The following is a 19,021-nucleotide window of genomic DNA, read 5'->3' on the forward strand; positions in this document are numbered from 1 at the left end:
AATGGACGCGCTTTCACATGATCAATTTTGTGCTTTGGATTGATAAATTTTGTGTCGATGGGATGAATTTATTCTAGCAATCGCGAAACGCCTAATAGTATCGAAGTATCCAGATCCTCCACAACGACAAACCGGGCATTTCCCCAAGGCTTTCCGGCATACTTACTCACTTGTTCCTGGAGCAAGGGGACAAGGTCTACTTGAGCACTTATGAATCCTCCACTTAAGATAACGATATTCGGTGCGTAGACTTGAATCAGATTCACAATATAGGTCATCCAATGCGAAATTAAACTGTCGCCGCACTGACTTCCAACTGGTTGATTGATATAGGTCTCTTCACAGACTCTCAAATCGTCCATGTTGAGGAATTCCCAGCCTGGCAACGCATGACCATTAAGCATAGCTGCAGCGGCTATACCGGTTTCAATCGTCACGAGGAGGGCATTCGTTTCCCCTCTCGCCACACCATACGCGGCTTCACCCGCCAATGCCGCCTTATTATCATTTACAAGGATACAAGGTAGTCCGAACGCTCCTTCAAACCACTCAACAAAAGGGAACCCTATTGCATCCGAATAGGCATCATTAATCGTTATTAGGGTCCTTCTTTCTTCATCTATCACACCAGACGTTGCGATTCCGAGCCCTGTACATTCAGAAAGAGTCACCTGACTCCGGGAAAGTAACTTATAGATAACATCGACTATAAGCGTAAGGCGTCTTAACAACCCTGTTTGCGACAATACTGGTATTCTTGTTCTTGAAATAACTTCCCCGTTTTTTACCAAGCCAATGGAGATACTCGTCATACCAAAGCCGATCGCTATGTGCATATTGTCTTTGTCCTGTCCCTTCTTCGGCTCATGCATGTTGAATTCATCCTCATAGCTTGCGAAGAAGCCCCGCGAGAAGTGCAGCCCTAATAGGAAGCTGATCGATATCAACATGCTCATTTTCAGCATGGATGCCTTCCCCTACAGCGCCGAGCCCGTCCAACGTCGGAATGCCTAACGCAGATGTAAAATTCCCGTCACTGCCCCCGCCTACGGCTTCCTCAGTCAAGGAAAACCCTAATTCAGCAGCGCATGCTGCGGCAAGTCTGAACAACTGCTCATTACCCGCTGACCGTTCCATCGGTGGACGGTTGACGCCTCCAGAAACCTGCAGGGTGGTACCGTCCAAATGCGGTTTCAACCCATAAATAATTTTCGATATCCGTTCTCCCTCACTCACTTGGCTAATTCGCAGATCCACACCGAGCTCAGCCTGTTCAGCCACCACGTTTTCTACACTGCCTCCACGGACCACGCCAACATTTAAAGTTGTCCCCAGAGCATAGTCGGTGAGACCGTGCAGAAATAAAATTTGATGAGCCATTTCCTGTACCGCGCTGATTCCGTCCTGATGATGATTCCCCGCATGCGCTGCCTTTCCGGAGATCTTGATCCCAAATCGGCCAACTCCCTTACGGCTCGTTTTCAATGCTCCAGTGCGGGCTGCTGCCGGCTCCGGCACGAGTACAGCCCGGCTCTGCACAGCTTCCCGCTCGATCCATTCACGGGACGTGCCGCTTCCAGTCTCTTCGTCACTGGTACATAGGAAAATAATTCGCTTATTGAAGGATATCCCCAACTCCCGACAAGCCTTAAGCGCCCAAAGAGCTTGGATAATGCCTCCCTTCATATCCAGAATGCCGGGTCCATACGCTCTGTTTCCTTCTACGCGGTAGGACAGCCTGCCCACGTCCCAAACCGTATCAAAATGTCCCAGAATTAAGATTTGCTCTTCTCCTGCTCCGTAACTAAATCGCAGATGGTCCCCCCTTTGCACTTGAGCATTCACTTCCGGATCAAGGTGAAGATGCTTCTTAAATAGCTTTTGAATTTCTGCGCCGCATTGATCTACCCTTTCCTTGGAATGAGTCGGTGACTCGGCGAGCACTAGCGTTTTAAGATCATCCAGCATTTCCGCCTGATGTTGTTTTAAATAGGCTAATACGTTATCCATCCAATTAATTCCCCCTGTTACTTATACTTAGAAAGGTCCCCAGTTCATCAATACTCCGATGATGGTGAAAATAATTCCAAGTAAAAACCAAACCGCCGTTAATGGAAACATGAACTTCAGCCATTTGCCGTAGGAAATGCCGCTCGTCGCGAGCACACCCATCATGACACCGGATGTCGGGTTGATCGTATTCACGACGCCTTCTCCAAACATGACCGCCTGAACCGCTACTTGGCGCGTGATATGCAGTAAGTCGGCCAAAGGAACAAGAATAGGCATGAGCACTGTAGCCTCCCCAGAACCGGAAGAGATCAGAAAGTGAAGAGAAGCACTTCCGATATACATGCCGATTGATGCTGCCATAGGGGACAATGGAGCTAATACTGTCGCTAGCGCATTAACGATGGTATCCAAAATTTTGGCATCATCCAGGATAACGCCAACAGCTCTGGCCATACCTACGATTAGCGCTCCATAGACCATTTGTTTGCAGCCATGAATGAACGTGGAAGCGATTTCATTTGCGCTCATTCTTGCAATCAAACCACAGCCTATACCCATAAATATAAAGAGTCCGGCCATCTCGTTTTCCGTCCACTTCATTTTTTGTGAGAGAATCATGAAAGCTAGAAGAGATGCTCCCGCGAACAAAAGGATCAACTTTTGCTGCAAGGTAACGGTTGTTTTACTGTTTATTCCAGCAACTTCACCTCTGTCCACATCTCTGAGCCAGTCTACGCCTAAGACACTTTTCGATGGATCTTTTCGAATTTTTCTCGCATACACGTACAAATAGAGAACCGTTACAACCAGAAACGCTGCAAAAATAACAATCCGATATCCGATGCCTGAGAAAAGCGGAAGTCCCGCGATACGCTGAGACAATCCAAGCGTTTGAGGTGCAAATACCGGCACATTCCATCCGGCGTAGGTCCCTAGATAGATAAGCGCTGCACCAAAAAGCGGATCCAATTTTAATCCTCTTGCGATGAATAACCCTAAAGGAATGAAGGCAATGACAGAATTGACAACAATACCTGTTGTTCCTAACACTGAAAAGATCAAGCCTACAGGGATGATTAAGAGCAGCAACCGGTTTCTGAATCGAGTAATCGTCGACTTGAGGAACGCATCGATCGCGCCTGTTTTTTCAATGATAGCTAAAGCTCCGCTGGTAAAAAGGATAAGGAAAATAATCGGTGCTCCCTTAACCATTCCGTTTTGGATCGCGGTAAAGAAATCTACGAAACTCGTAGGATTTGACGCGACGGCATGATAGCTCCCCGGAACAGATGCGGTGATATCGCCTTTTTTCACCGTATTGAAGACTCCAGCTGGTAAAATGTAAGTAGAAATTGCGCAAATGAGTGCGACAAAAAATAATAGTACGTATGCGTCAGGTTGAGCATATCTCCTTTTTTTCATTTTTTTCTCTTGCGTTATCTCTTGCTTTGTCCATAAATCCATAGGTTGACCCCTCTCGTTCGAGCGCTATTCTTGATCCGCTTTCATTGTTGTATCTAATCCAAGACTATTCCTATAAACCTTCGGACTTACACCTGTAACCTTCTTAAATACTCGGCGGAAGTGCACCGAACTCATATAACCGATTTTTTCAGGCAGATCTATGATTTTATTACCCTCTTTTAACAACCGTTTAGACTCTTCGATGCGTAGATTCGCTACATATTGATTAAAGCTCTCGCCGGCGTTCTTCCTAAATAGCCTGCTTAAATAATTCTCATTTACCCCAACCGATTTGCTAACCCTACCTAGCCTCAATTCCTCACAATAATGCTGATGAATGAACTCTATCGCTTTCTCAAAGATACTAGTCGTCGAATCATTGAATTCCATTATTTTTTCGTTATTTCCGGCACATAGATCATTTCATCCGTTCTCGGTTTGAAGTTGATCGTCTTTTTCACTCCATACAAACTCTGCTCATTGTATAGATAAATGTGCGGCCTTTCATTCGCTATTATTTTTTGAATCTGCTGATATTGGGCGATACGATCTTTAGGGTTCATATTTATCAACGCTGCACTCAGCAGATCGTCTACCTCATTGTTGCTGTAGTCAAGCTCCGTCTTGGCTTTCCCCGAACGATATAAGTCAAGTGCGTTATCGGCATCGAACAGCGAGTTCCCGTAAGACAGAAGGAGCAGCTCTTTATTTCTACCTTCATGACGCATTTCACTCAGCTTCGATCGCTCCATTAGCTCTAAGTTCACCTTAATGCCGACTTTTCCCAGCATCGCTTGAATCATCTCCGCCACTTCTTTATCCTTCGTATAAACGCCAACAGGTGCTGACAACGTAATCGTTAAGCCCTTAGCATAACCTGCTTCCTTTAAAAGCTGCATAGCTCTCTCCGGATTATATAAAGAAGTATTAAATAAAGACGGATCTGCCCCGAAGTTCCCAGGCGTGACGCGGGTCCGCGTTTGTATGCCGTATCCGCCAAGAGCGGTGTCTATCAGAGCCTTCTTATTAATGGCCAGATCGATCGCTTCCCGCACTTTAGGATCAGCCGTAGCGAATCCCTTCGTGGTTCGAAGAGCAAGTAATCCAACACGATTGGAAGCAGATGATAGAGCGGCTACATTGTCTTGTGCGTTTATGGCTTGAACCATGTCTGGAGGAAGATTTTCAGCAATATCGATTCTGCCGGCTAGCAGTTCATTGACTCGATCCGAATCCCCGGGGATTTTTCTGAACACGACACGATCCCAGTCTTTTACAAGCCCACCATAAAACTGATCGAAAGCTTCCAATGTGACATGATCATCGCGAACCCATTCCACAAATTGATAAGGCCCCGAACCAATCGGATGCGTCAGAAAATAATCAAAACCATTTTTTTCAATATAAGTCTTCGGCAGTATACCCGAACCTATTCTGGATAAGCGGTTAAGCAGCGCAGGCTGCGGACCATCTGTTATGATTTGAAAATTTAGATCGTCAATTATTTTTACTTCTTTAATTTGTTTATAGTTAGGGTATTCTTTAAGAGATGGATCTTTGGCGACTCGCTCTAATGTATACTTCACATCTGCAGAGGTTAATAGATCGCCATTATGAAAAGTAACACCCTTTCTTAATTTAAATTCCCAGGTCGTATTGTCGACGATTCTATAGCTTTCTACGAGATCCGGCTTGATCTCCAAGTCTGAATTTCTCTTAAACAGATAACTAAACATATTGATATGAATGGCTTCTGTTGATGCGATGTTGTGATTGTGAATGTCAAACGTTTCCATGTCGGTGGGCATACCAATCGTTAAAACTTTGCTAACGTTGTCCTTACTTGGATCTGTAGTGCGATGATCTGCTTTATCAGGAAGATTGGAACAACCGGCTAAGACAAGAATTGTACTGATTAAAATAAACAATTGCCTTGACTGCCTACTCCTTCTCTCCATCAATTCCTGACGCCCCCTTTACGCATAATGCTGAGTGACCTTCCAAAAGCTGCATACGGATAGGATGTTCCAAATTTCGAGCCTTTATCATCTGCAGGATAATATTATTATTGTGAGTTTCATCCTACAACTGACAGTAATTTACCGAAATGAACACTTTAGTCGAAATGTCAGATCAACAAGCTAATTTATTAGATGCTCGTTAGGGAAACGCCATTATTTTTCGCGGTTGAAATACAATAATCAAAAAATGACGGTTCACATGCAGAAAAAAAACAAAGCCGAAATCGGCTTTGCTCTAGTTATTTCGTTATTATTCCTTAGCTTTTGTTTTGCATCCGATAATTAGCTGGTGTGGAGCCGGTTACATTTTTAAAAACGCGTCCAAATGTCCTTTCCGTATATCCTACTGCTTCCGAAATTTCATTTATGGACAAAGTACTGTTTAGAAGCAAGTGCTTCGCCTTTTCAATTTTTAAATTGGCCGTAAATTGAACAAAGCTTTGACCCGTTATTTTCTTGAATATGCGGCTTAAATAGGACGGGTTCATTCCAAATTGTTCAGCAACGGAGGTCAATGACTGCATTTGCGTTGCGGATTCATACAGATATTGTTTGACGGCTTCAACCGTTTGATGCCCTCTGTTTTCATTCATAAGATCAATAGCTTTAAATACTTCCGGAAAAAAGTCAAATTCAAACCAATGCACAAGTTCATCGACAGACTTCCACTCGGGAGGCGGTGATAACTCCCATTGCGCAACTAACGCTTGGTTATCCGTGGTTTCATACAATATTCGGAGCACAGTGGAATATAACATTTGTGCAGATTGCAGCAATCTACGCGAATTCACATTCGCATCAAGCATGTATTGGATCATATTTTTGAATAAAAGCAGTGTTTCTTCCGGTTTGTTTTGTTTAAACGCTTTGATCAGTAATGCTTCCAATTCATACGGATATTGAAAAATGGACGGAGCTTTCACATCACGAGGGAAATGATGCTGCCGGAACCTTTAATAAACCGCTCCATTAAGCATTCACTCGCTTCTTTAAAGGAGTTGTGTACCCCTTCACGGAGAGAATAAGCATTTCCGATACTAATTGATACAGGGATGCTTAAATAATGATTAACTGTGCTTTGAATGGACTCGGCAGCTTGAGTTGATATTCCAGCGATGTTACGATCTTTCATTTGTGAAGGTATGCTGCAAATAACAATGACTTGCTTCCTATCCAGAGAAGGAATGATTTGAGCTTCAATAAAATTCTGTTTCATCACATCATCGCATAAATTCGAGATCGCGAAAATTTGTAACGCCGGTTCATCTTCACTGAATTTCGATTCCGAAGCTAACTCAGGCTCAACAAACATAATCCAGTATTTACTGTGTTCATTCAACGAACTTTCCTGCAGGAAGTCATCACGATTTTCAACGAATGCTTCGGGACTTTGAAGTAAACGATAATAGGTTAATTCTTTTATGGATACGGTTTTTCTCCGATTTTGTTCTTCTAGTTGGAGTACTTCTTCTCTCTTTTGCTGTAGAAACTCAGCAATGATTTTCCGTTCATCCAGAAATCGAACCTTCTTATCCCTGACAACATCACCAAGTTCTCGAATCAACCGTGTGACGGGTGCAAAAAGATAAGAATAGGATGAGATCAGAACGAGAATCGAGCCGATCATAACAATAAGCTCAAGCATGATCAAATGCTGAAGTGTAGCTTGCTTATAAGAGAAAAGCGCATCCATGGGATACCGAATCGCCAAGATCCATTCACTCGAAGACAGCTTGCTAAATGTCGTAAAAGTATGGCTCGGGCGATCTATTATATAGCCGTTATGCGCGGATGAATCTAAGATGTCCTTTAGTATCTTTTCTTGATCCGATTTCAGGAATTGACCTAACGTACTCTTATCTTCAGCGGATATTTTTTTTCCTGTATCACTGATGATCAGCGATTCGTTTGGCATGCCCTCCTGACTAATCGCGATGATGTTATTTACTGCTCGTTCCCTCAGATGAATCGTTAAATAAGCCTGAGGAAAGTTGGACTGCACCGGCAGCGGTTGAACAAACGAAATCACATTTTCTTGCGCGGATTGTTGAGTCAACATCCACATGGGTTTACGTAAGGCCTCAATCCTCTGATACAAGCGCATCGTATCATCAGACATTATTGTAGAGGGGATGATCCCGTTCGCACTTGATATTAACAGCACAGAACTGGGAATGTACAAATCAACGCTATAAATATCTTTCACAATATTGGAAAACGTATTTAGTTTCTGCTGAATTTGTAACAGTTTATCCGTTTGGTGTTCCAAGTCTTTTACATAAATCGCCTGTAGGATATCCGGATCCATTATGATATTGGATGCACCTTTCACAACAGACTCCAGTAAGGCATCCACATGTGCGGCTATCAAGCCATTCATCTTCACCTGATCGTCAATGTGATGGCTGTCAAAAACATTCGTTACATACCGATAGCAGCTAATCGTTATGAACATAGAAACTGCCATAACAACTAAAAGGGATATGGCAACTGTCTTCATAAAAAATTTTCCCTTAAACAACTTCAATGATCCTTGCCTCCAAATATACGTCTAATTCTGAATCTTTATTTTAACATTTTAGACTTAAGTTATCCTAAGTTCTTTAGAAATTTACCGGTTCAACCCCTTAAATTTGGACACAGACCACTTAAAAAGGCCTTTCTTGTATCACCGCGGCCAAAAGCGGCATTGGGCCCGCTTACGAGGCGTCTGATGCAGCCTAGTATGACTGTGCCTTGGCGGTTAAGAGAGTAACCGGGAATGGGACGCCCTTTGCTCTTGGGTTTTAATAAGAGCAAAGCCAGATTGGCTTTGCTCTAGTCATTTGCTATGTTTGTACCTAAACAATTCCGCCGCATGCTCCTCCACAGTTGAGACCGGCCTCCTGAATTTTCTGCTCGACATGTTTAGTCATTGATCTTTAAAAGATTCAAAAAGCTTTCCCCGATGTCTGTCTTGGCGACACCGAAATTGTCAGCAATCGTTGCAGCTAGATCGGCATAAGTGTTTCTTATACCGATCGAGGCGGTATTCGATGAGAGCTTAGGGCTGTAGATCAAAATGGGGACATATTCGCGCGTATGATCCGTACCTGGTGCTGTTGGGTCATTCCCGTGATCGGCTGTAATGATCAGTAAGTCCTTTTCTCCAGTTTGTTGCATAAGTTCAGGTAAATATTGATCAAACTCTTCAAGACAAGCAGCATACCCCATCGGATCACGGCGATGGCCATATAAAGAGTCAAAGTCAACTAAATTTGTAAAGAGCAACCCTTTGAATGGACGCTTCAATAAATCAATGGTAGTCAGAATTCCGTCTACATTGCTTTTCGTTGGATGAGATTCTTGAATCCCTTTCCCTGTAAAGATGTCATTGATTTTACCGACGGAGATGACAGTATAACCTTGATCGTTTAGGCGATTGAGTACGGTATCACCAAATGGTTCTAGTGCATAATCGTGCCGATTCGATGTGCGTGTAAAGGCTCCTGGTTGTCCTATATATGGTCTTGCGATAACACGCCCAACCATATACGGATCATTCAAGGTTAGTTCCCGAGCGATTTCACAACCATGATATAACTCTTCAAGTGGAATAATATCCTCATGTGCTGCGATTTGAAGGACACTGTCGGCTGAAGTATAAACGATCCATGCTCCAGTGCGCATTTGTTCTTCACCGTACTCATCTAGGATATCTGTCCCGGAGGAGGGCTTGTTTCCAATCACCTTTCTGCCTGTCAACTCTTCAAACTTCGCAATTAGCTCATCTGGAAATCCTTTTGGATAAACCTGAAATGGAACTTCTACTTTTAACCCCATTAGTTCCCAATGGCCGGTCATCGTATCTTTACCAACCGAAATTTCATTCATTTTTCCATAGAAGGCTTGGGGCTTCTCCATCTTAGGGATAGCGGAAAGTGGTGCAATGTTGCCCAAACCGAGTGAAGTCAGATTGGGCAATTTGATCTCAGGGACCTGCTGACAAATGTGTTCAAGCGTATGGCTTCCTTGGTCACCAAAGTTGGCCGCATCAGGCAATTCGCCGATGCCAACACTATCGAGGACAATCACACTAATACGTTCGAAATTCATATCGTTTATGCCTCCAGTCTTGAATGCTTGTATAAGATTACCGCCGAACTAAAATACTACAGTTATTGAATGAAAGGATCTGCAACTGATGATTACTAACCTCTCTGATTTTACAATCTTCTCAAATCTTACTCCGGATTCCATATCACAAATCGCACCTTTATTGAAGGAGCGTCATTTTAAAAAGAACCATATCCTCATATTTGAAAATGATCTTAGTGAAGAGATTTACTTAATTCGATCAGGTAAGCTGAAAGTGTATCGCCTAAACGAAGATAAAGAAATTATTCTTCAAATTATGACTCCGGGCGAAATTTTAGGTGAATCAGAAGCATTATCCAACCATTGTTATCGAATTAGTAGTGTTGAAGCTTTGGAGAATGTTTCCGCTTGGCAACTAGAAAAACAAGATTTTCTTCGAATCGTTGAGCAATATCCTGTTGTTCTAAAAAATGCGTATACGATCCTTATTGAGCGAATTCGCGTACTCAATCGATTAATTCGCTATTTGTCGTTTTACGATGTTCGAACAAGGACAGCAAATTTAATCATGGATCTGTATTATAACTTTGGTGAGCAGGAAGATAGCATTTATAAAATAGACCTAAAGATAAATCAATCTTTCTTAGCCAATATGATTGGAGTTACTAGAGAATCCATCTCCAAAACCATGGCTGAATTTCAAGCCGAGGGAATTCTGGATGTTCGGAATAAATATTTTTATATCTTAAATAAGAACAAACTTGAATCGATTTGTATCCAAACTGAAGAGTATCCGGAACTTCGAAAATGGGATAATCCGTAGACATGTCTTGCATTCAATATAACGCTGCAGGTCTCAAATTTCAGTTACCGCTTTAACATTTTATCTGTTAACCAGTTAACAAAATTGATGTGAAACCGGTAACAGTGTGTGAAATTACATTGTGGTATGCTGTGGTTGAATCGTTTTCTTGAGAAATCGTTACAACCATAGGAGGCAAGTAACATGAGTTTTCATATTGAAGCTAAGGCTGGAGAAATAGCAGAATCTATTTTGTTACCCGGTGATCCATTACGTGCAAAGTATATTGCAGAAACTTTTCTGGAAGACGCTGTTTGCTACAATCATGTTCGAGGTATGCTAGGTTATACAGGAACTTATAGAGGAAGCCGTGTATCCGTTCAAGGTACAGGAATGGGCATGCCCTCTGCATCCATATATATTCATGAATTAATTAATAGTTATGGAGCAAAAAATCTAGTTCGTATCGGGACTTGTGGCGCCATACAAGCGGATGTGAAAATTCGAGATGTTATTATTGCCCAAGCAGCCGCAACAGATTCGGCCATTATTCGTAATAGCTTCCCAGGATACGACTTCCCACAAATAGGTAACTTTGAATTAATTAAAAAGGCATATGAAGTTGGAAAGGCAAAAGGTCTTAATCTTCACGTAGGAAATGTGCTGTCTTCTGATATTTTTTACTCGGATGACAATGCTTCAGTGTTTAAGCTTGGCCAACATGGCGTATTAGCCGTAGAAATGGAAACAGCAGGACTTTATTACCTAGCTGCTAAATTTGGCGTAAGCGGATTATCTCTATTAACGGTTAGTGACCATCTCGTCACAGGTGAGCAAACCACTGCGCTCGAAAGACAAACCACGTTTAACGATATGATCGAGGTTGCTTTGGATACAGTGACTCGATAAAAATTGATAAAGGTTGTCTATAAACGTTGATACGTTTATAGACAACTATACAATATTGGATATTGCAAAGAATCATTATCCATGATCAGGATATCGGAACCAATGTTAAAATTTCGACTGAGTATTGAAAGCGCTACCTTTTTTTCAGAGAAGGAAATAACAAAGGAGAAGATCAGCTATGTCTACTATAACCACAGATGTGCGCATGAAGAAAACTCAGGAATTTAATAGTAAGAAAGCAGTGCCTGTTACCTTACTATTATTTCTACTTTGCTTGATCATTGATAATTCGTTTAAGATCATTTCTGTTGATATGGCAAAGGAATTCCACATTTCAGCGACAACAGTCAGCTGGCAATCAACCCTGGCTGGCCTTGTGATTGGAATTGGGGCAGTGGTCTACGCAGCATTAGCGGATTCCATTAGTATACGAAAGCTTTTTATCGCTGGGATCATGTTGATATGTGCCGGTTCCGTCATGGGGTATATGTTTCAACATTCGTATTTGCTCGTTGTGATCTCACGAATTGTTCAAACGGCAGGTCTAGCTTCAGCTGAAACATTATATGTTATATTTGTAACCAAACATATGCCTGCCAGTGAACAAAAGAAATTTCTAGGATTAAGTACAAGCAGCTTTGCTCTTTCGCAGCTTATTGGTACATTAACTGGCGGTTACGTTTCTACGTATTTCCATTGGACTTCTCTATTTTTAATTTCTTTAATCACCCTTTTCACCCTTCCTTTTATTTTGAAGTATCTTCCTAAAGAAGAAACGAAAGACAGTCATGTCGATGTATTAGGATTATTCCTAGTAGGAGCCATTTCAGCAGCCCTACTCCTTTATATTACTGATTTCAATTGGATTTACCTGATCTTGTTTGTTGTTGCAATTACATTATTCCTAGTCTACATCAGTAAAAACTCAAAAGCGTTTATTGGAATAGCATTCTTCAAAAATAAACAGTTTATCTCCTTGCTTGGAGTTGCCTTTGTCATTTATTCTGTTCAATTAGCCTATATCTTCTTATTCCCTTTCTTGCTTGAAAAGATGTATGGCTTGAAACTAGATACCATTTCACTATTCATGATTCCTGGCTTTATCGGAGCTACGATCGTCGGGGCTCTTTCCGGAAAAATTGCTAAGTATCTAGGAAGCAAACCATGCATTACAATCGCAATGTCTTGTATAGTGGTAAGCTTATTACTAGGCGCATTCTTTGTACAAACTTCGGTTGTTGTACTCGTGATCTCCATGGTGTTATTCTCTGGCTCATTTGCATTCATGTACGCACCATTAATTGATTCTTGTATCCGTACGATAGAAAAAGAAAAATCTGGAACAGTGGTCGGATTTTATAATTTAACACTTAGTGTCGCGATGTCAATCGGAATTGCCTATACAGCAGCCATGATGGACAATTCCTCTATGCAAACAAGCTTCTTAGGAATTACGAACAATTCTAATGCTTCCATGTTTAGTAATATCCTATTCATTCTCGTACTCATTACCCTTTTGAGTTTATCCCTGTACTGGGTATTCGTAGGACGAAAAGCGACGAAATAGATTGCGAGTCTAGTTCATATTTAGAACCCTAAGACCAAATGTTTAGGGTTCTATTTTGATTCATGTTGCCACTCAATTTCTATTCAGAGACTCCACTACTTCCGATGATTACTTTAGGAGTAACATGTACCTCGGCTTCAGAAAACGCTTTCCCCCAATTATCCTCTACCTTCTTCCAGTTTTTATACTGATATGCACGTACATGAATGCCAAACTGAAAGGGATCCACTTGATATTTTTGAGCTTTCTTGATTAAAGTCTCGCATTCTTTTTTCAGCTCTTTTTCAATAGCTTGTTCCAGCTTCGTTTTCTCCTCCTCTAGGTTTAACATAAACAAGCGCTCCGTCAAATCGATCCGAACCTTCATCGCAATATCGATTGTAAAATGATCATCTTTGAAAACCGCATTGAACGTAGGTTTTACTTTTTTTATGTTGAAACTTACAAAGGAGGTTCTTTCATTCGTATCGAACATTCCGGCAGGCAAGTGATACGTTAACGGTATGTTATCTTTCGTATCTCGCTGCAATAATAGGAGCAGAGAACTTTCTTGCTGATTCAAAGAGACCGCATAGGTGCCGTCTTTATGCAGGAGAGCTGTACCGGTAATGACGAGATCATTTTTCTCTGGTTTCATTTCAGTTAAAGCCGGCGTCATTCCTTTATCCTTCATTTGTTGATGAAATTTCTGAAGTGTCGTTTGCACGGTAATTCGGCTCTTATAGGAAGCATCAACCAATTGCTTGATTACGGAGGCGATACGGCCTTTATCGCTCATATTTGTATACATCACATCTTTTACTGCTCCATTGATCATAATGACATTCGCATTGATCTCATTGCGGGAATCACGGGAAAGGACATCCAAATAGGGATAAGCATTACGCTGCTGCAGCAGTTTTTTTCCTATAAGCAAATTTTGCGATTTTCCATATGCAAGGCTGCCGCTTGTCTTACTATCAATCAGGGCTTTTGATTGGCGCGGCGTATTCGCATTTGTGGATGAGATTTTATATTTGTCCGTGGCTTCTTCACTGAAAACAGGAGTTGACGTGAACACGACAAGCTTATTGTTCTCGTCAAAATCCAAGGCTTCCGTGAGAACAAATTGTTGGTTTTCTATGTAAACGGTACTACCGCACCCTGTAGGAAATAACAAAACTGCCCAAGTTAAAAAAATAGTACCGAATCTTTTCATTGTCTTACCTCCTTCCTAACGAAATGAAAAATCCATCCATAGATCCAAAGGAAGATTGGGAACACATAAACACTATATAAGCCTGTTATCCCCACCATTTTGGCCATTTTAGTGATTTGAGAATCCGTTGGGATAAAAAAGAATGACAATAGAATCCATAGAGTGATGACGATTCGCAAAAAATTCCGATGATCCTGCTTGCCTAAAATTTGACTTGTTCCGAATGCCGCCACATAGAGGAAAGGAATTATCGTCATAAAAATGAAGACCAAATACAGGGGCAAACAGATAATTTCCAACCGCTCCAAAAAAGGCAAGTGAATTAGCTTTAATAAGTTGAGCGTGGGATAAACGTATTCCTTGATCTCAGTTCTAGAGAATTTAACAAAGCATACGATTGTAGTCGTTATATAGATCATCATGGAAATTGAGTTTGCAAGAACAATTCCCTTGAAAGCTGATTTCTTGTCCTTCAGAAAAGGATAAAAGAAGAAAGCCATTTCAAATCCGGTAAAAGAATATACGGTCGTTTTTACGGATGATAGAATGGGAGATATCCCTTCTTTTCCAATCGGAATAAGGTTCATCCATTGTGTATCATCCTTTAACGTTAGGATCAACAAGAAAGGCATCCACAGCGTGACAATAAGAACGAGTTCGGCAAATTCTCCGATCCCCCTTACTCCCTGCTTGGTAATCATATAGACCGGAATGACGAACAGGGCCATTAACATGTAGTTCGGTGTTCCCTGAATGATCCAAATTTTTATGATATGAATCGCTGAAAGCATGACTGTACTTGCTGCACATACGTAGAGCAGAATCCATACTGCTGCTAAACCTTTACCCGCCCACTTTCCAAAATATTTAGTTAATATTTCGAATAACGTATATTCGGGATTTTTCTCCATAATTCGTATGATGACTAAGCTTAGCAGCACCGCCAAAATCCAGCCCAATATAATGGATATCCATCCATCTGTCCCGGCCGATTCGGCTAACTCGCGAGGAAGGGATAGTATTCCGATCCCGACTTGGTTTTCAACGATGATCAGGATGAACTGTTTCAAGGAGATTTGATTCATCGAGTACTTGTTCATTCGGCAACTCCAATATTTCTAATGACAACTGTAGGAGAATAATTTACGGTTGCTTCAGAGAAAGTTTTTACCCAGTGTTCTTCTACCTTCATCCAGTTTTTGTAGTCGTATGCCGACACATAAATCCCGAAACCAAAGGGATCGATTTGATGCACTTGAGCTTTCTTAATTAAAGCCTCACATTGTTTTTTCAGCTCTTGCTCAATGGCTTGTGCCAATGTTTTACTTTTCTTCTTCATGTCAAAGGTAAACATACGCTCCGTTAATTCGATCACAACCTTCATCTGGATATCGATCGTTAGATGGCTTTTATCAAATATTGGTTTGAAGTTAACATTTATTTTTCTAATATTGAAACTCGCATAGGACATTTCTTCATCCGTAAGAGATATCTCGCGAGGAATGTGTACAGTCAACGGTATAGGTTTCTTCGTATTGCGCTGCAACAAGAGCAAGAGTGAACTTTCTTGATTATTCAAAGAAGCAGCGTAGGTACCATCTTTATGTAATAGCGCGGTCCCTGAAATAACAAGTTCATTCTTCTCTGTTTTCATTTCTGGTAAGCTTGGCGTTATTCGGCTATCCTTCATCTGTTGATGGAATTGTTGCAGTGTAGTGATCACGGAAATTCTGCTTTGATAAGTGCTTTCCACCAATTGCTTGATTACACCGCCCAATGCGCCTTTATCGCTCATATTCGTATACATCACATCTTTCACACTTCCATCAACCACAATCATATTTGCATTCGTTTCATTTTTGGGATCGCGGTAGAAGACATCCAAATAAGGTAATACATTGGTCTGCATCAGCAAGTTTTTTCCAATCATTATATTTTGCAATTTTCCAGTTACAATATTACCGTTTATTTTCTGCCCCAATATGATTCTAGATTCACGCATGGTATCTGCAGTTGCGGCTGTGATTTTATATTTATCCTTAGCTTCTTTACTGAAGACAGTAGATGACGAGTACGCGGCCAATTTCTTTTCCTCATCAATATCTATGCCTACAGCAATAATAAACCGTTGTGTCTCTATATAAACTTGCTTACCGCACCCAGCGATGACAAATAATGCTACCCAAGTGATGACAATGCCGCGCCATTTCTTCATTGAACCTGTCCCTTTCTAACTAGTTGAAACAGCCGTCCATAAATCCACAAGCATACAGGGAACACATAGGCGAAACATGTACCTATCTGACCCCACATAACGCCCAATCGAGTTACTTGGGAAGAAGATGGAGAGAAGAAGAATGAACTTAGGATCAACAGGCCAATGAATATCCGCAAAACATTTCGATGATCCTGCTTGCCGCATAATTGACTTATTCCTAGCACAGTTGTATAGAGGTAGGGAATGACCGTTATAAAGAGGATAAGCAGATAGAAAGAAAGAAAAGTGATCTCCAAACGTTCTAGGAACGGCAATCGGATGCCCTTCAATAAGTTGAGTGTGGGGTAAGCATAATCTTTGATCTCATCCGGAGAAAACTTGATATAACAGATGACTGTAACGGATACGAAAATAATCATGCTTAACGAGTTTGCAATCACAATTCCTTTCGAAGCGGATTTTTTGTCCTTGAGAAACGGATACAGAATGAAAGCCAATTCAAACCCAAGGAAAGAAAAGACGGTAGATTTTACAGTAGACAGAATAGGAAGCAAGCCTTCTTTAGCGACTGGAAGAAGGAAAAGCCAGTGAACATCCTTGAGTGTAAACAACAAAAAGAAAGGCATCCATATGGAGACTAGAAATATTAACTCTGCGGAGACTCCGATGATCCTAATACCTTGCTTCGCGACCATATAGATGGGAACTAGAAACAAGACCATCAAGATAAAGTCCTGCATATCAGGTATGATCCATAGCTTAATGATAAAGATCGTTGAAAACATAGCCACGCTTGCTGCAAAAGCCGTATACAAAATCCAAAGAACAGATAGACCTCTACCCATCCATTTCCCAAAGTAGGCGGATAAGATCTCAATTAACGTATATCCAGGGTTTTTATCCATAATTTGAATGACAAATAAGCTTGCCAATATACACAAGATCCAACCCAATAGGATGGAGAGCCAACCATCGGACCCTGCGGATTTAGCTAAATCGCTGGGAAGGGATAAGACACCGATTCCAATTTGCGTTTCAGATATGATGAAGATGTATTGTACCAACGTAATTTTATTAAATGAATATTTATTCATGGTTGATCTTCACCTTCTCTGTTTGCTCCTTGTCTGACAAGTTGAGTGGGATCGGCTGAGAGAGGTCGTTTTTTCATTTTCCACATCGGGATTCTGATCCAAACATCTTTCCAATCAGACAATCGGATGGGAGCAATGGGGCTTCCGTAGGATAAGCCGAATGACTCCATTGAAATCAGGTGAGCCCCGATAATCATGAGCCCAATCACAATGCCCACCATACCGAACAACGCGGCCATGAGCATCATTGGAAAACGGAGTAATCGCAGCGAAGAGGACATGTCGAAATCAGGGATAATAAAGGAGGAAATCGCTGTGATCGCAACAATTATCACCATAATATTACTTACAATCCCCGCTTGGACCGCCGCCTGACCAATGACAATCCCCCCTACGACACCAATCGTTTGTCCAATAGGACCCGGAAGACGTAAACCTGCTTCCCGGAGCATCTCTAGCGATATTTCCATCAAAAATGCCTCTATAATCGGAGGAAAAGGCACTCTAGCTCTGGATTCCCCGATCGATACCAGCAAATCCAAAGGAAGAACCTCGTAATGAAACGAAACAATGGCGATATAAAAAGCCGATAAAGACATTGTCGTTATTAAGGCTGTATAGCGCAATAAACGTAAAAAAGAGGCAATGATCCAGCGACTGCTGTAATCATCGACACTTTGGAAGAAGGCCGAAAACGTTACAGGGGCAATAATCACACTAGGTGAATGATCAACAACGATGGCGATCCTCCCTTGCAAAATGTGGGCCGCAGCAGAATCCGGACGTTCCGTCATCATTAACTGTGGAAACAGACTTATCGGATGATCTTCAATAAACTCCGCTAATTCCCCCGTATTTAAAATGGCATCCACATGAATTTGAAGAAGCCGGTCCTCCATTTCTTTCACGAAATCAGGTTGTACAACATCTTCGAGGTACATCACGGAAACCTTCGTATTTCCCCGAGATCCGACGGAATATTCCTTGATTTTCAGCTCGTGATTAGGAAGATACCGCCTGATTAGGGCAATATTCTGCCCTGCAGTCTCAACAAATCCTTGATGTGCCCCTTTTAATGTCGATTCGATTTGCGGCTCTTTAATCGCTCTTTGAGGCCAGCCTTGCGTATCCAATACTAGCGCGCGTGTCTGCCCATCAATAAATAGGATACTTTCACCTTGGAAAATCGAGGATTCGATATCTGACCATAACGATACAACTTTTGTTTTTGCAACCGTAATGGAAGAATTCCAAATATCGTTAACCGTCTCAACTTCATTCATTAGCGGATCTAAGATATTATCATTAATAGCTGTTTTATCAATTAACCCATCCATGTAAACAAGCAGAGCTTTGTCCCCTGTTCTTAATTGAAACTGATGAGTAACAAGGTCTGGAGCATGGGTAAATAATGCTTGCAGTGTAAGCTGATTATCTTCAAGGACGCCTGATATTTGCTGATTTGGCTGAAAGGACGGCTTCATATTGGGCGCTAATTTCGTTCCTTTTAACCATCTCCGAATTGTCCCCATCCTTTCACCACCATTCCATGATCCTGTACTCAAACTTTTCCCACAAATAGGTAAAATTATTCGGAAATCAACGTCATCAACAAATGCAAGAAGCCATTTGGATGTATCATCCAAATGGCCGTCGAA

Annotated in this window: 16 protein-coding genes; 3 read left to right on the forward strand and 13 right to left on the reverse strand. The window is 41.5% G+C overall.

The genetic code is table 11. The features are described 5' to 3' along the window. Nucleotides 1–68 precede the first annotated feature (68 nt). The 8 genes from O9139_RS27630 to deoB form a co-directional block, all read right to left on the reverse strand. Nucleotides 69–965: an ROK family protein gene (locus tag O9139_RS27630; RefSeq protein ID WP_270884977.1), complete on the reverse strand. Its 897-nt coding sequence runs from the start codon at nt 963–965 to the stop codon at nt 69–71. Further along, nucleotides 886–2,010, reverse strand: coding sequence for a M20 family metallopeptidase (locus O9139_RS27635; RefSeq protein WP_270884978.1), 1,125 nt, complete (start codon nt 2,008–2,010; stop codon nt 886–888). Before O9139_RS27635 ends, O9139_RS27630 begins: the two co-directional genes overlap by 80 nt. 27 nt (nt 2,011–2,037) lie before the next feature. Beyond that, the gene (locus O9139_RS27640; RefSeq protein ID WP_270884979.1) at nt 2,038–3,477 is read right to left on the reverse strand and encodes a YfcC family protein; all 1,440 of its coding nucleotides are present in this window, start codon (nt 3,475–3,477) and stop codon (nt 2,038–2,040) included. A gap of 24 nt (nt 3,478–3,501) precedes the next feature. Continuing rightward, complete coding sequence (locus tag O9139_RS33475) at nt 3,502–3,867, reverse strand: helix-turn-helix transcriptional regulator (protein WP_377525321.1); 366 nt, start codon at nt 3,865–3,867, stop codon at nt 3,502–3,504. Next, nucleotides 3,867–5,435 carry an ABC transporter substrate-binding protein gene (locus O9139_RS27645; protein WP_270885017.1) on the reverse strand — a complete coding sequence of 523 codons (1,569 nt, stop codon included), beginning with the start codon at nt 5,433–5,435 and terminating at the stop codon, nt 3,867–3,869. The genes O9139_RS33475 and O9139_RS27645 overlap by 1 nt, the downstream gene beginning before the upstream one ends. Before the next feature lie 320 nt (nt 5,436–5,755). Beyond that, a complete protein-coding gene (locus tag O9139_RS27650; protein ID WP_270884980.1) occupies nt 5,756–6,385 on the reverse strand; it encodes a helix-turn-helix domain-containing protein in 630 nt (209 codons plus the stop codon). A 32-nt stretch (nt 6,386–6,417) separates the two neighbouring features. Next, a complete protein-coding gene (locus O9139_RS27655) occupies nt 6,418–8,025 on the reverse strand; it encodes a hypothetical protein (RefSeq protein WP_270884981.1) in 1,608 nt (535 codons plus the stop codon). A gap of 380 nt (nt 8,026–8,405) precedes the next feature. After that, nucleotides 8,406–9,593, reverse strand: a complete 1,188-nt coding sequence (gene deoB / locus O9139_RS27660; RefSeq protein ID WP_270884982.1) for a phosphopentomutase — start codon at nt 9,591–9,593, stop codon at nt 8,406–8,408. 88 nt (nt 9,594–9,681) lie between these two features. Between deoB and O9139_RS27665 the strand changes: the two genes are divergently transcribed. The 3 genes from O9139_RS27665 to O9139_RS27675 all read left to right on the forward strand — a co-directional run bounded on the left by O9139_RS27665 (nt 9,682) and on the right by O9139_RS27675 (nt 12,853). Then, nucleotides 9,682–10,398 (forward strand): Crp/Fnr family transcriptional regulator, encoded by a 717-nt coding sequence (locus tag O9139_RS27665; protein ID WP_270884983.1) that lies wholly within the window; start codon nt 9,682–9,684, stop codon nt 10,396–10,398. Between the two features lie 183 nt (nt 10,399–10,581). Continuing rightward, nucleotides 10,582–11,286, forward strand: a complete 705-nt coding sequence (deoD, locus tag O9139_RS27670) for a purine-nucleoside phosphorylase (protein WP_270884984.1) — start codon at nt 10,582–10,584, stop codon at nt 11,284–11,286. Between the two features lie 178 nt (nt 11,287–11,464). Next, nucleotides 11,465–12,853 (forward strand): MFS transporter, encoded by a 1,389-nt coding sequence (locus O9139_RS27675; RefSeq protein WP_270884985.1) that lies wholly within the window; start codon nt 11,465–11,467, stop codon nt 12,851–12,853. 79 nt (nt 12,854–12,932) lie between these two features. On the opposite strand, the gene O9139_RS27680 is transcribed toward O9139_RS27675, so the two are convergent. From O9139_RS27680 to O9139_RS27700, 5 genes are read right to left on the reverse strand one after another with little or no spacing between them, the layout of a single operon-like run. Then, a complete protein-coding gene (locus O9139_RS27680; protein ID WP_270884986.1) occupies nt 12,933–14,051 on the reverse strand; it encodes a Ger(x)C family spore germination protein in 1,119 nt (372 codons plus the stop codon). After that, the gene (locus O9139_RS27685) at nt 14,048–15,121 is read right to left on the reverse strand and encodes a GerAB/ArcD/ProY family transporter (protein WP_270884987.1); all 1,074 of its coding nucleotides are present in this window, start codon (nt 15,119–15,121) and stop codon (nt 14,048–14,050) included. Before O9139_RS27685 ends, O9139_RS27680 begins: the two co-directional genes overlap by 4 nt. Before the next feature lie 26 nt (nt 15,122–15,147). Continuing rightward, nucleotides 15,148–16,266 carry a Ger(x)C family spore germination protein gene (locus O9139_RS27690; protein WP_270884988.1) on the reverse strand — a complete coding sequence of 373 codons (1,119 nt, stop codon included), beginning with the start codon at nt 16,264–16,266 and terminating at the stop codon, nt 15,148–15,150. Then, complete coding sequence (locus O9139_RS27695) at nt 16,263–17,363, reverse strand: GerAB/ArcD/ProY family transporter (protein WP_270884989.1); 1,101 nt, start codon at nt 17,361–17,363, stop codon at nt 16,263–16,265. The genes O9139_RS27690 and O9139_RS27695 overlap by 4 nt, the downstream gene beginning before the upstream one ends. Further along, complete coding sequence (locus O9139_RS27700) at nt 17,360–18,895, reverse strand: spore germination protein (protein WP_270884990.1); 1,536 nt, start codon at nt 18,893–18,895, stop codon at nt 17,360–17,362. The genes O9139_RS27695 and O9139_RS27700 overlap by 4 nt, the downstream gene beginning before the upstream one ends. Between the last annotated feature and the right edge of the window lie 126 nt (nt 18,896–19,021).

Source organism: Paenibacillus aestuarii (assembly GCF_027789125.1).
GTDB lineage: Bacteria > Bacillota > Bacilli > Paenibacillales > NBRC-103111 > Paenibacillus_E > Paenibacillus_E aestuarii.

Coding starts and splice junctions, on each gene's coding strand:
- O9139_RS27635 (WP_270884978.1), bottom strand. CDS start 2,010: ATGGATAACGTATTAGCCTATTTAAAACAACATCAGGCGGAAATGCTG.
- O9139_RS27675 (WP_270884985.1), top strand. CDS start 11,465: ATGTCTACTATAACCACAGATGTGCGCATGAAGAAAACTCAGGAATTT.
- O9139_RS27630 (WP_270884977.1), bottom strand. CDS start 965: ATGCTGAAAATGAGCATGTTGATATCGATCAGCTTCCTATTAGGGCTG.
- O9139_RS27640 (WP_270884979.1), bottom strand. CDS start 3,477: ATGGATTTATGGACAAAGCAAGAGATAACGCAAGAGAAAAAAATGAAA.
- O9139_RS27690 (WP_270884988.1), bottom strand. CDS start 16,266: ATGAAGAAATGGCGCGGCATTGTCATCACTTGGGTAGCATTATTTGTC.
- deoB (WP_270884982.1), bottom strand. CDS start 9,593: ATGAATTTCGAACGTATTAGTGTGATTGTCCTCGATAGTGTTGGCATC.
- O9139_RS27700 (WP_270884990.1), bottom strand. CDS start 18,895: ATGGGGACAATTCGGAGATGGTTAAAAGGAACGAAATTAGCGCCCAAT.
- deoD (WP_270884984.1), top strand. CDS start 10,582: ATGAGTTTTCATATTGAAGCTAAGGCTGGAGAAATAGCAGAATCTATT.
- O9139_RS27665 (WP_270884983.1), top strand. CDS start 9,682: ATGATTACTAACCTCTCTGATTTTACAATCTTCTCAAATCTTACTCCG.
- O9139_RS27695 (WP_270884989.1), bottom strand. CDS start 17,363: ATGAATAAATATTCATTTAATAAAATTACGTTGGTACAATACATCTTC.
- O9139_RS27680 (WP_270884986.1), bottom strand. CDS start 14,051: ATGAAAAGATTCGGTACTATTTTTTTAACTTGGGCAGTTTTGTTATTT.
- O9139_RS27645 (WP_270885017.1), bottom strand. CDS start 5,435: ATGGAGAGAAGGAGTAGGCAGTCAAGGCAATTGTTTATTTTAATCAGT.
- O9139_RS33475 (WP_377525321.1), bottom strand. CDS start 3,867: ATGGAATTCAATGATTCGACGACTAGTATCTTTGAGAAAGCGATAGAG.